Consider the following 19207-nt stretch of genomic DNA (forward strand, 5'->3'; position numbering starts at 1 on the left):
CTATTGAGGTAATACTTGTATTAAAGTCTTTCTTTTTTGAATTAAGAAATATACGAACATGAATAAAAAAATACTTTTATGGTCCATTACCGCTGCCTTGGCCGGGTTTTTATTTGGCTTTGATGTAGTGGTCATTTCCGGTGCGGATAAAAAATTACAGGAACTATGGCAATCGTCAGATTCTTTTCATGGTTGGGTGGTTATGGGTATGGCACTTTGGGGTACTGTAATTGGAGCTATTTTTGGTGGTAAACCAACAAATAAGTATGGTAGAAAAAAAACCTTGATTGTTATTGGCGTCCTTTTTGCCTTTTCCGCAATTGGGTCTGCATTGGCCAACGACCCTTATATATTTGCACTTTTTAGGTTCATAGGCGGTATTGGTGTAGGAGCTTCTACCATTGCGGCACCTGCGTATATATCTGAAATTGCACCGGCAAATGAAAGGGGGAAATTGGTAGCTATGTACCAATTTAATATTGTATTTGGAATATTAATAGCCTTTTTATCAAATTACCTATTAAGTGGTAGTGGTGAAAATGATTGGCGATGGATGCTTGGTGTAGAAGCTATACCGGCCATATTGTACATCTTGTTCGCAATGAAATTGCCTAAAAGTCCTAGATGGTTATTATCAAAATCAAGGTTAGGGGAAGCAAAGGAAGTTTTGGCAATCATAAACCCTAATATTGATGTGAACGAACAGCTAAAAGCGATTAATGGAGCGGACGAACAGCCAGATACTTCAGAAACCATTTTTATCAAAAAATATCGTTTTCCGCTTACTTTAGCCTTTTTAATTGCATTTTTTAATCAATTTTCGGGAATAAATGCCTTTTTATATTATGCGCCAAGAATTTTTGAAGAAGCGGGTTTAGGAGAAAGTACAGCTTTATTAAGTAGTGTAGGTATAGGGGTAACCAATCTTGTTTTTACGCTTTTAGGAGTGTTCTTAATAGATAAATTGGGGAGAAAAACTCTTATGTATTTTGGTTCTGTAGGTTATATAGTTTCTTTGAGCTTAGTGGCTATGGCATTTTTCTTTAACTGGACAGGTATGGCCGTACCCATATTCTTATTCATTTTTATAGCAGCACATGCCGTAGGGCAGGGTGCGGTAATTTGGGTATTCATTTCTGAAATATTTCCAGATCATTTAAGGGCATCCGGTCAATCTTTTGGTAGTGCCACGCATTGGGTTTTGGCTGCATTGATACCCTCATTAATACCCTATTTATTTAGTCATCCATCAATTGGGGCTAGGGCGGTGTTTTTATTTTTTACAGCAATGATGGTTTTACAGTTATTGTTTGTTGCTTTTATGATGCCGGAAACTAAGGGAAAAACTTTAGAGGAACTTCAGAAAATACTATTGAAGAAATAAATTGTAGAAGAATGGGAAACAAGAAATATTTTTTATTGGCATTGCTGTTTCATATGGCCTTAATGGTTACGGCTTCAAGTGTTGATACATTGATCGTACACAGCAAAGCAATGAACAAGGACATTAAAAATGTAGTCATCACTCCCAATGGATATGGAAAAAAGAATACTCCCTATAAAGTGGTTTATTTATTACATGGTGCTGGCGGTGACTATAAAGCTTGGTTAAAAGTAGCACCAAAGTTAACGGCGTATGCTGATCAATATAATATCATTATTGTTTGCCCAGATGGAGATGTAAAAAGTTGGTATTTGGACAGCCCTATAGACTCTACTTTCAAATATGAGACCTATGTGTCAAAAGAACTGGTCGCTGAAATTGATGATAAATACAACACTGTTAAAAATGCAAATGCAAGAGCTATAACGGGCTACAGTATGGGTGGTCATGGTGCCTTATACCTAGCTTTTAAACACTATGACGTTTGGGGAGTTGCCGCTAGTATGAGTGGTGGTGTAGATATTAGACCTTACGCCTTAAAATGGGGAATACCAGATCGTTTGGGCAGTTTTGCCGAAAATCCTGAGCATTGGGAGAACAATAGTGTAATCAATTTGGTGCATTTGATCAGTGATAAGAAGTTGGTTTTTCAAGTAGATTGCGGTACTGAAGATTTCTTCTATGAAGATAATAAGAGGTTACACGAAAAATTAATGGAAAGAAAAATTCCGCATGAATATATAGAACGCCCAGGAAAACATAATCCGGACTATTGGAGAAATTCAATTAAGTATCAATTGTTGTTTTTCAACGAGTTTTTTAATAATCATACAACTGACCAATAATGCATTTATACTCAATTATAATAAATAGAACTTCAATATGCTTACTGCTAGTTTTTGCATTGATTTTGTCATGCTCAAAGGTTCCGGAATATACCGTAACATCACCAAATGGTAAAAATGTATTTACGGTTTTCCCCGGTTATCATAGTGACCATTCTAACGGATTGGGATTTGATATTATGTATGAAGGTAAGCCAGTCTTGCTTCCTTCCGTATTGGAAATTTCTACCAACCATTTTGATTTGAAAGGAGATTGGTCCGTATTGAGAGTCGATGAAAATAATGTTGAAAATAGCTGGACAACAAGGTTTGGAGAATTGAGCGAAGTACCAGATAATTATCGAGAAATAAAAATCCATCTAAAGAAAGGTAAAACACTTGTCAATTTCATTGCTAGGGCGTATGATGAGGGTGTGGCCTTTGCTTATGAAATTCCTGTACAAGCTGACATCAAGAGCCTGGAATTAGATGAAAATATTTATTATAATTTTGAGAAAGACCATATGATGTGGTCTACTCCAAAGCGAGAAAAAGGAGTTTTAACAGCACAAGGCGAGTATAAAAAAATTCCATTATCAAAGATAGAAACGGGTATAGAAAGACCTTTGTTAATTGAAATTGATGAAAACCTAAAAATAGCTCTTGCCGAAGCAAATTTGGTAGATTATGCCCGTTTAAGTTTTTCTAAAGGTGCTTCCAATAACAGTGTGCTATCAACTTTAGATGGTAAAATGGAAGAAGAAATTCAGGATACCATCACGGGGGCTTTAATTTCGGAACGTAAGAATGATGTGTTCAAAGTAAAGAAGCAACTACCATTTCAATCGCCATGGCGTGTGGTAATGATGGCAAAAAATGAAGGTGAATTATTAGAAAACAATTATATACTTCAAAACTTAAGTGAGCCTAATCAACTAAAAGATGATTCTTGGGTAACCCCGGGAAAGGCATTGAGAGAAGCCACGCTAACAACAGAAGGAGGTATGACGGCGATTGATTTTGTTGCGGAACACAACATGCAATACGTTTTGTTCGATGCTGGTTGGTACGGTAATGAAATGTATGAAGAATCAGACGCTACGACCATAACCTTGGATCCTAAAAGATCCAAAGGTCCGTTCGATATTGAAGCCATCACCAAGTATGCCGATGAGAAAGGAATTGGTATAATCTTATATGTCAATAGAAGGGCTTTAGAAAAGCAATTGGATGATATACTGCCCCTGTATAAAAAATGGGGTATTTCAGGAATTAAATTTGGCTTTGTCCGTGTTGGCGATCAAGAAGCTACTGCTTGGTTGCATAATGCTATCAAAAAGGCATCTGAATATGGATTTATTGTAGATGTACATGATGAATACAGACCTACAGGTTTCTCAAGAACATATCCTAATTTATTGACACAGGAAGGTATTGAGGGTGATGAGGAAAGTCCTACCAATGAGCAGACACTTAACACCATGTTTACAAGAATGTTGGCAGGCGCAGCGGATAATACGGTTTGCTATTATAATAGCAGAGTAAATAAAATGGGTTCGCATGCATCTCAGTTGGCAAAAACTGTTTGTCTATTTAGTCCGCTGCAATTGCTTTATTGGTATGACAAGCCTGCTTCTTCTTTAGAGAAAAATGATGGGTTATGGGGAGATACCAAGCACATAGGCAATGAACCCGAACTGGAATTTTTTGATAATGTACCCACAACGTGGGATGAAACAAAAGTGTTGCATGCCAAGGTAGGGGAGATTGGAGTATTGGCAAGAAGAAAAGGCTTGGAATGGTTTGTAGGCGGAATCAATGGAACGGCTCCTCAGCAATTGGAAATCGATTTCAGTTTTTTAAAAGAAGGGGATACCTATAAGGCAAAATTATATACTGATGATGAAACGGTTGAAACCCGTACAAAAGTAAAAATTGAAGATTTGCAGCTTTCAAGTACAGAAACTTTAGATTTAGAGATAAAACCTAATAACGGATTTACCATGCATATAATTCCGGTTAAGTAAAACGAAAATGAAATTAGGCATACAGAACATATTCCAAAGTATATGGTTGATAATAGCATTTGTTATAGTTGGGGGTATAATGGTATATGGTCAAAAAAGTGTTCATCCTAGAATTTATACAACCGATCAAAACAAAGCCGTTTTTCTTCAAACCATTGAGAATGTTCCATGGAAAAAGGAATTGGTAACACGTAAAAAAGAACGGTTACAAAAGTATATAGCCCTTTGGAAAAATGATAAGGAATGGTTGGTGTCCCGTTTACAAATGAACTGGAAAACCAAGCATGATAAAGTGTATTTAGAAGGCGGTGATTTTTCTCATTCAGAAGGTAAGGCACCTGTACCCACTGTTCGTTTTTCTGGCACAAGAGATTGGGCAACAGAATATAGATCTCCTTCGTTAGAAAATATAACTCCGTATTCGGACAACCCTAAGGGACTGTATTTAGAGCATAAAAAGACAGGTAAAAAAGAATGGGTAGCACCTAAAGAATCTGGTCATATCATTGAAGGTATTAACCGAAAGATCATGTCTTTAGTAGAAGATGCAGCCTTTTTATATTGGGTAACGGGCGATAGGGTATATGCGGATTTTGCTACCCCTGTTTTTGCAACTTACATTGAGGGTATGTACCACAGAGATGCCCCGGTAGACTTGGCAAATACCAATCAACAATTTCTTTCTGGGCTGGCAACTTTTGAGGTTATCCATGAAAAAGTACTGATACATCTCATTACCACGTACGACTTTTTATATGATCATTTAAAGGCACAGAAAATAAACCTTTCAAATGCAGAAGCTGTGTTTCAAAAATGGGGTGATCAAATTATTAAGAATGGTGTACCCAATAATAACTGGAATCTTTTTCAAGCACGTTTTCTTACTTATGTGGCCTTGGTTTTAGAACCAAATAGTAATTATAAAAATGGTAAGGGTAGGGAGTATTACTTAGATCATACTTTTAATACGTCAACCGAAAGACAAATTTCCATAAAGGAATCATTGTTGGTTTACGATCAAGAAAACGGTATATGGCCAGAGTCTGCATCTTATTCAGTGCATGTAATTACTACCTTATTAAATATTATAACCCTTTTGGACCATTTTACCAATGCCAATGAGTTATCTAATTTTCCTATAGTTGAAAAAGCAGCTTTGGCATCTTTTCAGTATTTGTTTCCTTCTGGGCATACCATTGGATTTGGAGATTCTTCACATAAAAAATTACCTGCTGAAAATTTTGAGTTATTGATTACCAACTATCAGAAATACGGTGCGAACGAAAAACGGAACATAATTGCCAATTTACTGAACGATATGATTGCCGAGGGCGATTATAAAAGGGAAGCTAAAGACTTGTTTCAATTATTTTTCTATGTCAATAATGTGGTGCCAAATGAGGAGGAAAATGAATTTGATCTTCCATTGGTTTCGCCTACATTTTACGCACCAAACGTAAGCTGGTTCAATCAAAGACTGGGTAGTGAAGCAAATGCTATGATGGTTGCCACAACAGGATCTTATGGTAACCATGCGCATAGTAACGGTATATCTATAGAGTTGTTTGCCAAGGGATCAGTACTTGCACCAGATATGGGAAAAGGGTCAAGTTATTGGCACAAAGATCATACAGAATACTATTCCAGAATGCCGGCACATAATACGGTGGTAGTCAATGGTATTTCGGATTATGAACCTATGAGAAGCCATCATCCATTTCATTTGGAAAATAGTTTCCCCAAAACTGGTGAAACCCCAATTTTTGATCAAGTTACTTTTTCTAATGTTTCATTTGTTGAGCCTAAAACCAAGGCTCGGCAATTACGATTTACTTCGTTGATAAAAGGTCCTTCAGGAGCCGGTTATGTCGTTGATGTTTTTAGGTCTAGAAAACCAGGTAGTGATGAGCAAAGGCATGATTATTTTTATCACAACCTTGGGGATGCATTAAAGATCAGTTCAAATGAAGAGGTTTTGAAATTGGAAGATACCGAAGATTTAGGGAGTCATCAAGGTGATTTAAAGGCATATGATTATCTCACCGAAAAAAAGAAGTTGACAACCGCCAAAGCGGTTAGTGCTAATTTTAGTTTAACAGCAGAAGATGGTACCTCAGATTTAATGGAAGTCTGGGTAAAGGGCAGTGCTAATCAAACACTTTATTCAGCTATGGCGCCCAAGTCTAAAGCGATAACAAGTGGTACTTCTCCGAAAGAATTATTGAACAAACCAATACCAACATTGATCGTTCAACGAAATGCCGAAGCATGGGAGAATCCGTTTGCCATGGTATTTAACCCTTTAGGAACAGATGAAGATAATCCTATTTTAGAAGTTGAATTTGCTCAAAAAATAGAAAATAGCACTGCTCAACAGATTCAGGTAAAATTTAAAGATGATGCAACGCAAGATAACATTGTACTAAATGAAAATGAAAGTACTATTTATGATCAAGGTGATCTGTATCAAAAAGGATTGTTGTCCATAACGAGAACCGAAGAAAACAAAGCGCAACCATCGTTTATTTTTCTTTCGGGTATGTACAGGTATGAACATAACAATTGGGGAATTCAGGCATCTGGTGCCCCAGTGACTCTTTCCTTTCACATTAATGAAAATGAAATAATACTACAGAACGATCAGCCTGTTGTTTTGAATATACCTAAACCTAAAAACGGTAGTGAGGCAATATTATATATCTATGAAGATAATGAGTTAATTGACACACGTAAAGGACTGAAAAGCTGGACCAATGATGAGCAATTAGAATTTAGATTATCAAAAGGTTATGCAAAAGCTGTCATAAAATTTAAAAGTAGTAATAATGAAAAATAAAAAGCCACATCATATTCTGACTCGCAGCCTCATTGTATTGATCATTTTAATTGGTGGTCCTTTAACGGCACAGAACAATTGGAGTACAACCATACCTGGTAAGGACTTAAAAGAGTTAGTGTATAAGGTAGTCGATGGCGATACGTTAAAAATGCAATTATACTCTCCGGATAATTGGAGTACCGCAAAAGCATATCCGACAATTGTATTCTATTTTGGAGGAGGTTGGAATGGTGGTAGCTTAGACCAGTTTAGGGCACAAGCTGGGTATTTTGCTTCAAGGGGCATGGTAACGGTATTGGCAGACTACAGGGTAAAAAGTAGACATGGTACCACACCATATGAATCCGTAAAAGATGCAAAATCTGCAGTTAGGTATTTAAAGGAGAATGCGGTTAATTTACAAGTAGATACTACAAGAATGGTTACGGCAGGTGGTTCTGCTGGCGGACATTTAGCCGCGGCAGTAGCTTTATTGCCAGGTGTTAATGAAATCACGGACAATTTAAAAATAGACACCAAGGTAAGCGCAGTAATATTGTACAATGCCGTGGTGGACAATGGTCCGGGTGAGGGCGGTTTTCAGCATGAGAGAATGGGTGAAAACTATCTCGAAATTTCGCCTATACATCATATAGAAAAAGGTGCGCCACCTACATTATTGTTTTTAGGTGCTCAAGACCATTTAATACCGGTTTCTGTGGCAGAAGAGTATAAGTCAAAAATGGATGCGGTAGGTAGTAGATGTGATATTTTTATTTATGAAGGGCAAGGTCATGGATTCTTTAATCCTAAAGTAAAAACAGCTGAGTATTATAAAAAGACAACTTACGAAGCAGACAAGTTTTTAAATTCTTTAGGTCATATTAAAGGAAAACCAACAATAGAATAACATAAAATTTATGAGAAATTATTGTCTTTTGGTTTTGATTTTAACTTTTGTGTATTCATGTACCACAGAGCAAAAAACCGTTGATTTATATGTTGATGTCAATGTAAATGGTTATGGTGACGGCAGTATGGACAATCCTTTCACAACATTTTCAAATGCTTTGACCAAAGCCAAAGAAATTAAATCAACTTCTCTGAATACGCATGTAAACGTTAATCTTTTAGAAGGTGAATATTACTTGGATAAACCTATAATGATAGATAGCTCTTTAAGCGAACTTTCCATAATTGGAGCTCATCCGGCTAAGGTAATACTTAAGGGGTCCAGAAAACTAGTGGCAAAATGGCAGAAGTTCAATGAAAATATCTACGTAACACAAGTGCCCCAAAATTTAAATTTTGATCAATTGATCATTGATGACGGACCACAAATATTAGCGAGATACCCAAATTATGATGAGAATGGGGGGTACTGGCAAGGGCATGCTGCAGATGCTATTGGTAAAGAGAAAGTAGCTACGTGGAAAAATCCCATTGGTGCGTATTTTCATGTATTACATAATGGCAGATGGGGAGGTTTTCATTATAAAATCATAGGATTGAACGAAGATGGTACACCAAAATTGGAGGGCGGGCATCAAAATAACAGACCATCTAGGCCACATGAAGAATACCGTATGGTGGAGAATGTATTTGAAGAGTTAGATGCACCAGGCGAATGGTTTTTAGATAAGGCGAATGCTAAGTTATATTATTATCCTACTACTAAGATCAATTTGGAAAATGCCAAGGTTGAGGTCTCTACCCTAAAAAGTTTGATTCAGGTTATTGGTACGACCAAAAATCCGGTTAAAAATGTTACTATATCAAACATTGGTTTTCAGCATACGGAACGCACTTTTATGGAAAAGTATGAGCCATTATTGCGAAGCGATTGGACTATTTATCGCGGAGGAGTAGTGTTCTTTGAAGGTACTGAAAATTGTACCATAACAAATAGTATTCTTAAAGATTTAGGCGGTAATGCCATTCTGGCCAGTAAGTATAATGCTAACTTGAGAATAACCGAAAATCATATCTATAATTGTGGAGGCAGTGCCATTAGTTTTATAGGTGATCCTACTGCCGTTAGGTCACCGGCTTTTCAATATGGTGAAATTGTTCCATATTCTGAGATGGATACTTTACCCGGTCCAAAAAATGAACTATACCCAAGAAATAGCTTGGTAGAGAATAATTTAATTCATCGTATCGGTAGAACCGAAAAGCAAACAGCGGGTGTACAAATTGCCATGGCTATGGATATCACCATACGTTCCAATAGTATTTATGACGTACCACGGGCAGGTATAAACATTGGTGATGGCACCTGGGGCGGTCATTTAATTGAAAAAAACGATGTATTCAATACCGTACAGGAGACCAGTGACCATGGGTCTTTTAATTCGTGGGGGCGCGATCGTTTTTGGCACCCTAATAGAAAAGTGATGGATAGCATGACCTTAGAGCACCCCAAAATGTATACTTGGGATGCCATAAAAACAACGACCATTCGCCAAAATAGATTTAGATGTGATCACGGTTGGGACATTGATCTGGACGATGGATCTTCTAATTATCATATTTACAATAATCTCTGTTTAAATAATGGTATTAAGCTCAGAGAGGGTTTTGAGCGAGTTGTAGAGAACAATATTCTGGTGAACAACTCACTGCATCCGCATGTATGGTTTGCCAATAGTTTAGATGTATTTAAACACAACATTGTTGCCAAAGCATATCAAGATGTAGGTTTAAAGGGCTGGGGAGATGATTTGGACTATAATTTATTTTCTAATGAAGAGAGTATGATGAAATCTCAAATTTATAGTAGGGATATTCATAGTACTTATGGTGATCCACAATTTAAAGATCCCTCAACATTGGATTTTACCGTAACTGCAGATTCTTTAGCTTCGACAATAGGGTTTAAAAATTTTCCAATGAATGAGTTTGGAGTACAAATTCCCGCATTAAAGAAACAGGCGAAGACTCCTACAGTTCCTGTACTTAATACCAATAACACGTTGGTGGAAGATAAGAGTCCTACTGTAGAATGGCTTCGTAACAGCTTAAAAAGTATAGATTCTGAACAAGAGCAATCTGCCTACGGATTAAATTCTGCGGCAGGAGTGATCGTTTTAGGCGTTTGGAACAAGAGTCCCGCGGTACAGAATAACGGACTCAAAAAAGGAGACGTGATCATTGCGGTAGAGGGGCAACCTATTTCAACCGTAAAAGATTTTTTTACCATGAACCAAAACCATCAAAATAAAGGAAGTTTAGAGGTAGTGGTCATGCGTAATCAATCAGAGAAAAAACTAACAATTCAAACAAAATAATAATCAAATTAAGTAAACAACAACGACATGAAGAAATTAACTAAAATACTAACGGCATTTGTACTGGTAGCTAGTATGAATACTGGTTGTGCACAAACCAAAAAAGTGGTGCAATTATCTGATGATGAACGAATGGAATGGTGGCGTGATGCCAAATTCGGTATGTTCATACATTGGGGTGCATACTCAATAATTGGAGGGGAAAGAGGAGAGAAAATTGCAGGCGGTGGCGCAGAATGGGCCATGGATAAATTAGATTATACCATAGAAGAGTATGAGAAGTTTCCGGCAATGTTCAACCCAGAATTGTTTAATGCCGATGACTGGGTGAAAATGGCGAAAGATGCCGGTATGAAATACATTGTTATCACTTCTAAACATCATGATGGTTTTGGTTTGTGGGATTCAAAAGTATCGGATTATGATATTATGGATGCCTCACCATTTAAACGTGATATTATTAGGGAACTAGCGGAAGCTTCAAGAAAGCAAGGCATTAGATTTGGTGTATATCATTCCATAGTAGATTGGCATCATCCTCAAGCACAAGGCAATTTATTTCCAAACTATAATGCAGGTCAAAAAGACCAGACCGTGGTTAATCCAGAGTTTCCTCAATACTATAAAAATTACCTAAAGCCACAGGTAAAGGAATTGCTTACCAATTACGGCGATATTGATATTGTTTGGTTTGATGGTGATTGGATCGCCGATTATACCACGGAAATGGGTAAGGATATGTACGGGTTTATTCGTGAAATGCAACCCAATACCATTATAAACAATAGAGTGGACAAAGGACGAAAAGGTATGGAAGGCATGGATCGTGAAGGTAATTTTGCAGGCGATTTTGGTACACCTGAACAAGAGATACCAGCAACCGGTATTGCTGAAGATTGGGAAGCTTGTATGACCATGAACGGTACATGGGGCTACAAACCAGACGATACCAAATGGAAAAGTAGTGAAGATCTTATTCAAAAATTGGTAGATATCGTATCAAAAGGGGGCAACTTCTTATTGAATATAGGGCCTGATGGTTACGGTAGGTTTCCATCACAAAGTATTAGAAGGTTAAAAGCATTGGGTGAGTGGACAGATGCCAATGGCGAGGCAGTTTATGGGGCAAAAGCCAGTCCATTTAATATGCCGGAGTGGGGTAGGTATACCTCAAAAGATGGCGTTATTTACGCACACATTTTCAATTGGCCAGAAGATGGAAAGTTGAAGTTGAACAAGGCGATTAAGTTGAAAAAGGCATCGTTTTTATCCAATCCTCAAACTAATATCAATTTTACTACAACAGATGAAGGCCTTATATTGGAATTGCCCGAAACTTCAAAAGAAGATTTTGTAACAGTTTTAAAATTAAGTAGTTAAATATAGGATAGAAGGTTGTTTGATAGGTGGTGAGTTTTATTTTTAATCTTACAATCAATCAGATATTACTAATTCATATAGAAAACATCATAGTTTATAGTTAATGGACTATGATTTAAAAACATTTTCAATTTAAAAGATAACATTGCTATCAGCTTAATAAAGTGATGCAATGTTATTTTTTTGCCTTCACATTTCAGTATTATTTGAAATTAGACTATGATAAAATTATTCCATAAAACAAGACAAACCATTTTTCCGACTTTGCTGTTGATAATGATATTCTCTTGCGTTAGTCAAAATAACAAGGAGCCTTTAAAATTGGATATGAATGTCTATCTAAGCCTTGCAGATAAAGACACTATTTATCCTACTGACAAGCAATTGGCAATGCTTAAAGAAATAATGCCAAGAGAAGCATTTCAGCCAGCACGTAAAATATCGAATAGGGAGTATTGGAAAGGTATTGCAGAAACGAGCTCAGGTAAAGAATACTTGTCGAAGGCATTGGAGCTTTTAGATAAAAAACCCGAAGTACCCATTACGGACAGTATTTATAGACTTGCCAACAAAGAAGGTAACCGGGGTATTTACAAACCAAGGTATTACAGAACTATGGATCGTTTAGAACGCTTTATTCTTGCAGAATGTCTGGAGAACGAAGGACGTTTTTTACCACAGATCAAGACATATAGCAAAGCTATAATGAGTATGAAATCATGGTTGCACCCTAATCATGATGATGATAAAAACGGAGTTTTAGAAGGTAGGCGAATATCCATTGACTTGGGTGCACGAAAATTTGGGGGTGTACTGGCATTGGCTGAAAATTTGTTGGAAGATAAATTGCCAAAGTCATTACAAGATGAAATTCATAAACAGTTGCAAAGACGTATTACGGATTCTTATTTAAAAAGTACAAAGTTTTTAGATGAGAATAATAAGTGGATAAAGAGTACCAGTAATTGGAATTCCGTTTGTACCAGTGGCACGGTGTTGACCACGATCACCAGTTCAGAAAGTTATGAGAAGCGTTTGGCAACTGTAGGTGCTGCGATTAATAGCATGGCGTATTATTTAAGCGGTTTTGGTGATGATGGGTATTGTTCAGAAGGTTTGGGATATTGGGGTTATGGCTTTGGGCATTATTTGTATTTGGCTCAAATATTACATGATTATACCAATGGAAGTATAGATTTATTTACTTTTAATAATGCTGAAAAAATGGAGAATGTTGGCAATTTTCCCGAAGGATTTGAAATTCAGAAAAATGTTTGTTCTCCGTTTTCAGATGGGGTTTCATCCATCTCAAGAAAGGGTAGTAATTTCGCCGATGTTTTATCTGCAAAGCATTATGGTGCCATTCCACCGACCGAAATAAGAATGGAGGAAGCAGCAGAGCAATTGATCGCTTGGCAATACCCGGAAATGTTTCAAGTTGTTGAAAAATCGAAACCATCGGAATTACCTGATCATACATACTTCAATGATTTTGGAATGGTCATTTCAAGGGGAAAACAGGAAATTCCATTTTCAGTAGCCTTAAAAGCAGGTCATAATGCCGAAAATCACAATCATAGTGATGTGGGTACGTATAGCCTGGTATTGAACGATGAAATTATAGCAGGAGACATAGGTGCGCCATCATATAGGGCAGGATCTTTTTCTCCGGATAATAAAGCCAGAAGTTCTTGGGGGCATCCCGTACCCATGGTCAACAACACCTTACAGTCTAACGGAATTGAATTTAAGGGAATTATTACGGAAACAGATTTCAGTGATCAAATAGATAAGGTGGTTATGGATATTTTACCTGCCTATGAATTACCAATGCTAAAAACCTTGGAAAGGACGGTAACAAATAATAAGTCTGGTAAAGGCACCATTATTATTGAAGATCATTTTGTAGCAACGGAGCCTGTTAGTTTTGGATCGGCTATAATGACTTTAAATGAATATGAAATTGTAGATGGTAAAACCGTTATTTTAAAGACAGCCAACCAGCAAGTAAAAGCCGAGATTAAGGGCAAAGGTTTTGAATTTCACATTAAAGATGAAAAAGTACCAGTGGAACATTTAAGGGAAGGTGGTCCTGCTTATAAAATTGGAATAGAGTTTACTGAACCTAGTGTAGAGGGAATTCTGACCATTAAATTTACACCAATATCATAATGCGAAATAGACTTTTAGTGATTTGCTGTTTACTCGTTTCTATAGTTCATAGCCAAAACAATATTTTAGATAAATTGGGTGTTGCACCAGTTGAAGGCGGACTCATTATGGAAGATTATTGGGTTTGGGGAAGTTCTGTGATAAAGGGAGAAGATGGAAAATATCATATGTATGCTTCAAGATGGCCAAAATATTTAAAGTTTCATCCTGGGTGGATGATTGCTTCTGAAATTGTACATGCTGTTTCAGATTCAGCTGAAGGTCCTTATGAATTTAAAGATGTAGCGCTTGGAGCTAGGGGTGCACAGTATTGGGATGGTAGGTCTTGTCATAATCCAAAGATTGTGAAATATAAAGAGCATTATTTGCTCTATTATATGGGCTCTACCCATCCGTTTGAAGAGTTGACAGAAGAAAATTCAGATGCGCTAACGTTAGATAGCAAATGGTGTATTGCCGGTAGATGGGGTAAAAGGGTAGGTTTAGCCACTTCTAAGAGTCCAAATGGACCATGGAAACGGTTAGACACTCCAATTTTAGATGTAAAACCAGATTCTTTTTACAGCTATATTACTTCAAATCCTTCGCCATTGATTAAAAAAGATGGTTCTGTGGTATTGTTATTTAAAGGTCGAAGCTATAGAGAAGATAAAATTACGCACACAGACCAGTTTATAGGTGTGGCTACGGCAAATTCTTTTGACGGTAAATATAGCGTTGTTGGTAATGAACCACTTTTCTCGGTAGATAAATTTGGGGAAGTGGAAGACCCACATGTATGGAGCGATGATAATGGTTTTCATATGATAGCGAAAGATATGACAGGTGCAATTACAGATGGGTATCATGGTGGGGTGTTAGCACATTCTAAAGATGGAATTCATTGGGAATTGGATAATAATCCCTTGGCATATACCAGAAAAGTAATATGGAATAACGGACAAACTATTGAGCAAGGTCAGTTGGAAAGACCGTTTGTTTTAGTTGAAGATGGCGAGCCAACCCATATTTTCTTTGCCACAATGGATGGTCCAGGAGGATTTGGAAATGGTACAAAAACATGGAATATGGTAATACCACTAACAGATAATAAATAATACACAAATGAAATTTATAAATAAGGTTCTTTTTCTATTATCGGTTTTTGCGATAACAACATCGTTTATGATCTATGTTGTAGATAACCAACAGGAGGTCATAGAAGTACAAACACTTTCTGAATTCAAAAAGTACTTGAATAAGGACAATGTAAAGGTAAAACTGGCAGCAGGCAATTATCAGATAGATGATGCTAAGAAAATTAGGTTTATGGAGTTTACAGGTAATAACAGCTACTTTGACCTTACCGGGGCAAGATTTATGGTCGATACAAAATTGTTTAGTCGTAATGATCTAGAATCTAGTAATGATGGTAATGACATGTATTGTGCCATTGAGGTTTCTGGTAAAAATGTCACGCTTGAAGGTTTGTATATTGAAACCTATGGAGATACACCAGGTAAGCAGAGCAAGAATAAAATATTCAATGTAGTTGGTGATGATGTTACCCTTAAAGATATAGAAATCCGTACGACAGGATCTAGTCCATGGGGCTATGGAAGTTTATATGGTTTAGGTGGGGGTGATGTTCGAAAAATGAACGGTATTCGTGTAGGTTATCCCGCAAAAAATGCAAAATTAATAGGTTGTAAAGTCCATATGAGAGCCATGGGGCATGCCATTTTTTTACAAGGTGCAGAGAATACGTTGATAGAAGATTGCCATGTAGACGGTTTACTTAGAACAACAAATGCCATTCTTAAGGAAACTTCAGGTTATCTTTTTGATAGGGATTTTTACGCATTAAAGCCAAAACATGAACATAAACCCGGTTATGTTGAAGGAACCATTATTGGTAGAGATGGCAAAATTCTGCCAAATGAGATTATTTCTTTAAGCGAAGACGGAATCCGAATGTATCCGGAATACAACGGTCATAAAACCTTGAATACAACAGTGAAAAATTGTACGGTTACGCAAATGCGAAGAGGTATTTGCACGGGTTTAAGCACATCTGGCGATAAAATTATTGATTGTGTGGTACGCAATTGCGTAGCTACCGGATATAACATAGGTAATGCAGATACCGTAATTAATTGCAGTGCAGATGCAAAATATGCAGAAGCATTTTGCGTACCCTATACAGATGCCAAAGGGGCTTATGTAGAAATGAATATTTTAGATAGTAGAAATGGCTTGGCCAATAATCTGTTGGCTAAAATTAATGGTACGGGGCATGAAGTAATAATTAAAACGGCAGACCCAGCTTACATACCAGAAAATTTAGAGATAAAATTATCGGTTTGGGAGGGCTATGGCAACTTCAATAAAAATGCGGTTATGCATGCCACTGATATCAAATTAGAGAATGAAACTGCAGCGAAAGTGCTTTTATTTCCTGGTACCAAAAATCCCGAAATAAAAAGTGAAGGTGAAGTGGTTAAGGTTTCAAAATCCAAATAAAATCCAATGATGTTTACAATTATAAAAAGACTGAAAATTAAAAGTAGAGCAGTAATATGTACCTATGTTCTAATAGGATGTATCTCATTATCTTTTGCCCAGAGTACTGAAAAGATACCACTACCGACCAATTTAGAACAAGGCTATCCAAGGTTGTATATTACTCAAGACGAGAAAAAAGACCTTCAAAAAACCATTAAAAAAGAAACTTGGGCAAAAGAGGTGTTACAGGGCATTCATGATCGAATTGATACTCATGTAAAGCGCCATCAATCAGATCCGGAGTGGATGGTTTCAAGACTGCAAATGCATTGGAAAACCAAGGCGGCCAACATTTATGTAAACGGGGTAAATTATTCACATGCCGATGGTGAAGCACCAGTGCCTACGGTTCGTTTTGTAGGTGCAAGAGATTATACCACACCCTATGGTAAACCTGATTTAGAAGATATTTTACCTTATATGGATGATCCAAGGGGATTGTATTTGCCCAATAGAAGTAAAGAGGGCAAACCATTTGAGTGGGTACAGCCTGCTAAGACCGGTAGAATTATCTACTCGATAAACGAAGAAATAATAGGTCTTGCACGTGATGCCGCCTTCATCAATTGGTTAGAAAATAAAGAGGAGTATGCTAAATTCTCGTTCGATGTTTTTCATAAATATATGGAGGGCATGTCATATAGAAGTGAGCCTATAGATTTGTTGAACGGTCACATACAGACCCTTGTAGGTTTTACTAATTTTCAGGTAATACATGAAAATGTTCTAATTGAAATAGCTGAACTCTATGATTTTTTACATCCGTATATAGAAGCAAAATATCCGCAGCATATTGCCATGTACGATAAAACCATAAAACGTTGGACAGACCAGATCATTAAGAACGGTGTACCGCAGAATAATTGGAATTTACACCAAGCAAAAATCATACTGAAAGCTGCAATGGTTTTGCAAGATGACCGGTTCTATGAAGACAAAAAAGGCAGGGAATATTACATAGATTATATATTGAACGTAACATCTGCACGTCAATGGTCGTTGACCAAATTTATGGATTATGGTTATGACAAGGAAAATGGAGTTTGGGCAGAATGTCCAGGGTATTCTATGGGTGTCACCAAAGATTTAACGCACTTTGTAGAAGACTTCAATAATACTTTTGATCATAATATTTTACCATACATGCCCATAATGGAAGATGCGGTAAAAATGCTGCCACAGTATCTATTTCCTAATGGGCAAACGGTTGCCTTTGGTGATAGTTATTATGGTCCGCTGAGTTCAGAACCAATGAACGATATGATCCGTATTGCCCAGAAAAATAATAATACAGAGCTAGAAGAGGAATTTACGGCATTGTATCGCCTATTTGCGGATAATAAAGCAGGGCAAAAGAAAAAGCCAAGAGCCAATATAAGTTCGTTCTTTGCCAGTAAACCGTTAGAAATCAATCCGAAATATAAAAAAGGAAATTTGGACGATTATGTTACCCAAACCTTTTATGCTCCTAATGTAAGTTGGCACGTACAACGCATGGGTAAGGGCAAAAACGGAATGATGGTTTCTTTAAATGCATCACTGGGAAATCACATGCATGCAAATGGAATTAACATGGAATTGTACGGAAAAGGATTGGTACAAGGTTCTGATCCAGGTAAAGGTGCTGGCTATTTACAACCGGTGTATTTGGAGTTTTATTCTCAATTTCCGGCACACAATACGGTCATGGTAGATGGTGTATCATCCTATACCGAAATGCTCAGCTATCATGCATTTGATTTGATGGGGCAATACCCAATTTCAGGACAGAAAGAGGGGTATTACAAAGATATTACCTATTCTGATGTCTATTTCTTGGAGCCCGAAACGCGAAGCGACCAATCACGTTTGGTAAGTATCGTAAAAACAGGTGAGGAAACAGGATATTACGTTGATATTTTTCGCTCGAAGAAGCAACGCAAGGGTGATAAATTTCATGATTATTACTACCATAATTTGGGTCAGACCATGAAGGTGATGGATGAGGACGGAAACCCCTTAACACTTTTACCCAGTGAGGAAATGGGTTTTGCGGGCGGACATTTGTACGCGTTAGATTACATGTGGGATAAAAAATCCGTAAAGTTAGAAGACGACTATCAAGCCGAATGGAAAATAGATATGCCAGATAGTGAAGATGATATTTTCATGAACCTTTGGATGAAAGGAACAGAAGGTCGTGAAGTATTCTCCATTAAATCACCACCTAATAAAGGGTTTAAGGGTAACCACGGTTTACCATATGATGTTGATAAAGCCCCTTATTTAACGTTGACGGCAAGACAACATGGCGAGGCTTGGGAGCATCCATTTGTGTCGGTATATGAACCTTTTACGTCTTCTAAAGGAAAAAGTATAGAGAAGATTTCAAGTTTTGAAGACCAAAATAACAGTAAAGGTTTTGTTGGATTAAATATTACACATACGTCTGGAAGAAAAGATTTGGTGTTCTCTACGGTCAATAATCAAACAGCAACTTATGGTGAAGTAAGTACAAATGCTACGTATGCATTGATTGGTACTGAGAAAAATGAGAATGTAGTACTATTTATGGGCAATGGTACACAATTGAAAACAAAAGATTTCGTGATTACTTCAGTTGATAAAGGTAATGTGGTTTTAGAACAAAAAGATGGTAAACTGTATTTACATAATGAAGTTCCTGTAAGTATTACCCAAAATGGCAAAAGTCAACAGTTCAAAGTTGGTGGTTTTAGGGCAGTTGGTATTTAATAGTATAAAAATTGTAGTGTAGATATTTAAAGAAG

11 protein-coding genes are annotated in these 19207 nt (G+C 37.0%); all 11 read left to right on the forward strand.

The window, feature by feature from the left end; genetic code table 11:
- Positions 1 to 58: 58 nt before the first annotated feature.
- The 11 genes from VBZ51_RS16540 (at position 59) to VBZ51_RS16590 (ending at position 19172) form a co-directional block, all read left to right on the forward strand.
- Entirely contained in the window at positions 59 to 1384 is a 1326-nt protein-coding gene (locus VBZ51_RS16540) for a sugar porter family MFS transporter (protein WP_416577624.1), read from the forward strand.
- An 11-nt stretch (positions 1385 to 1395) separates the two neighbouring features.
- The gene (locus VBZ51_RS16545) at positions 1396 to 2229 is read left to right on the forward strand and encodes an alpha/beta hydrolase (protein WP_416577625.1); all 834 of its coding nucleotides are present in this window, start codon (positions 1396 to 1398) and stop codon (positions 2227 to 2229) included.
- Between the two features lie 65 nt (positions 2230 to 2294).
- The gene (locus VBZ51_RS16550; protein WP_416577626.1) at positions 2295 to 4235 is read left to right on the forward strand and encodes a glycoside hydrolase family 97 catalytic domain-containing protein; all 1941 of its coding nucleotides are present in this window, start codon (positions 2295 to 2297) and stop codon (positions 4233 to 4235) included.
- Positions 4236 to 4242: 7 nt separating this feature from the next.
- Positions 4243 to 7071: a heparinase II/III domain-containing protein gene (locus VBZ51_RS16555; RefSeq protein ID WP_416577627.1), complete on the forward strand. Its 2829-nt coding sequence runs from the start codon at positions 4243 to 4245 to the stop codon at positions 7069 to 7071.
- On the forward strand, positions 7061 to 7963 hold the full coding sequence (locus tag VBZ51_RS16560; RefSeq protein ID WP_416577628.1) for an alpha/beta hydrolase: 903 nt from the start codon (positions 7061 to 7063) through the stop codon (positions 7961 to 7963). Before VBZ51_RS16555 ends, VBZ51_RS16560 begins: the two co-directional genes overlap by 11 nt.
- Before the next feature lie 10 nt (positions 7964 to 7973).
- The gene (locus VBZ51_RS16565) at positions 7974 to 10343 is read left to right on the forward strand and encodes a PDZ domain-containing protein (RefSeq protein WP_416577629.1); all 2370 of its coding nucleotides are present in this window, start codon (positions 7974 to 7976) and stop codon (positions 10341 to 10343) included.
- Between the two features lie 27 nt (positions 10344 to 10370).
- Positions 10371 to 11723, forward strand: coding sequence for an alpha-L-fucosidase (locus VBZ51_RS16570; protein WP_416577630.1), 1353 nt, complete (start codon positions 10371 to 10373; stop codon positions 11721 to 11723).
- A gap of 219 nt (positions 11724 to 11942) precedes the next feature.
- Positions 11943 to 13895 (forward strand): hypothetical protein, encoded by a 1953-nt coding sequence (locus VBZ51_RS16575; protein ID WP_416577631.1) that lies wholly within the window; start codon positions 11943 to 11945, stop codon positions 13893 to 13895.
- Positions 13895 to 14992 carry a glycoside hydrolase family protein gene (locus VBZ51_RS16580; RefSeq protein WP_416577632.1) on the forward strand — a complete coding sequence of 366 codons (1098 nt, stop codon included), beginning with the start codon at positions 13895 to 13897 and terminating at the stop codon, positions 14990 to 14992. The genes VBZ51_RS16575 and VBZ51_RS16580 overlap by 1 nt, the downstream gene beginning before the upstream one ends.
- Before the next feature lie 7 nt (positions 14993 to 14999).
- A complete protein-coding gene (locus VBZ51_RS16585; RefSeq protein ID WP_416577633.1) occupies positions 15000 to 16397 on the forward strand; it encodes a hypothetical protein in 1398 nt (465 codons plus the stop codon).
- 6 nt (positions 16398 to 16403) lie between these two features.
- The gene (locus VBZ51_RS16590) at positions 16404 to 19172 is read left to right on the forward strand and encodes a hypothetical protein (protein ID WP_416577634.1); all 2769 of its coding nucleotides are present in this window, start codon (positions 16404 to 16406) and stop codon (positions 19170 to 19172) included.
- Positions 19173 to 19207: the final 35 nt, after the last annotated feature.

It is taken from the genome of Maribacter sp. HS, assembly GCF_048059195.1.
In the GTDB taxonomy this organism is placed as follows: Bacteria; Bacteroidota; Bacteroidia; order Flavobacteriales; family Flavobacteriaceae; genus Maribacter; species Maribacter dokdonensis.

Bases quoted from the DNA above. Each gene is read 5' to 3' on its own strand.
- VBZ51_RS16540 (WP_416577624.1), top strand. From the start codon at position 59: ATGAATAAAAAAATACTTTTATGGTCCATTACCGCTGCCTTGGCCGGG.
- VBZ51_RS16545 (WP_416577625.1), top strand. From the start codon at position 1,396: ATGGGAAACAAGAAATATTTTTTATTGGCATTGCTGTTTCATATGGCC.
- VBZ51_RS16555 (WP_416577627.1), top strand. From the start codon at position 4,243: ATGAAATTAGGCATACAGAACATATTCCAAAGTATATGGTTGATAATA.
- VBZ51_RS16560 (WP_416577628.1), top strand. From the start codon at position 7,061: ATGAAAAATAAAAAGCCACATCATATTCTGACTCGCAGCCTCATTGTA.
- VBZ51_RS16565 (WP_416577629.1), top strand. From the start codon at position 7,974: ATGAGAAATTATTGTCTTTTGGTTTTGATTTTAACTTTTGTGTATTCA.
- VBZ51_RS16570 (WP_416577630.1), top strand. From the start codon at position 10,371: ATGAAGAAATTAACTAAAATACTAACGGCATTTGTACTGGTAGCTAGT.
- VBZ51_RS16575 (WP_416577631.1), top strand. From the start codon at position 11,943: ATGATAAAATTATTCCATAAAACAAGACAAACCATTTTTCCGACTTTG.
- VBZ51_RS16580 (WP_416577632.1), top strand. From the start codon at position 13,895: ATGCGAAATAGACTTTTAGTGATTTGCTGTTTACTCGTTTCTATAGTT.
- VBZ51_RS16585 (WP_416577633.1), top strand. From the start codon at position 15,000: ATGAAATTTATAAATAAGGTTCTTTTTCTATTATCGGTTTTTGCGATA.
- VBZ51_RS16590 (WP_416577634.1), top strand. From the start codon at position 16,404: ATGATGTTTACAATTATAAAAAGACTGAAAATTAAAAGTAGAGCAGTA.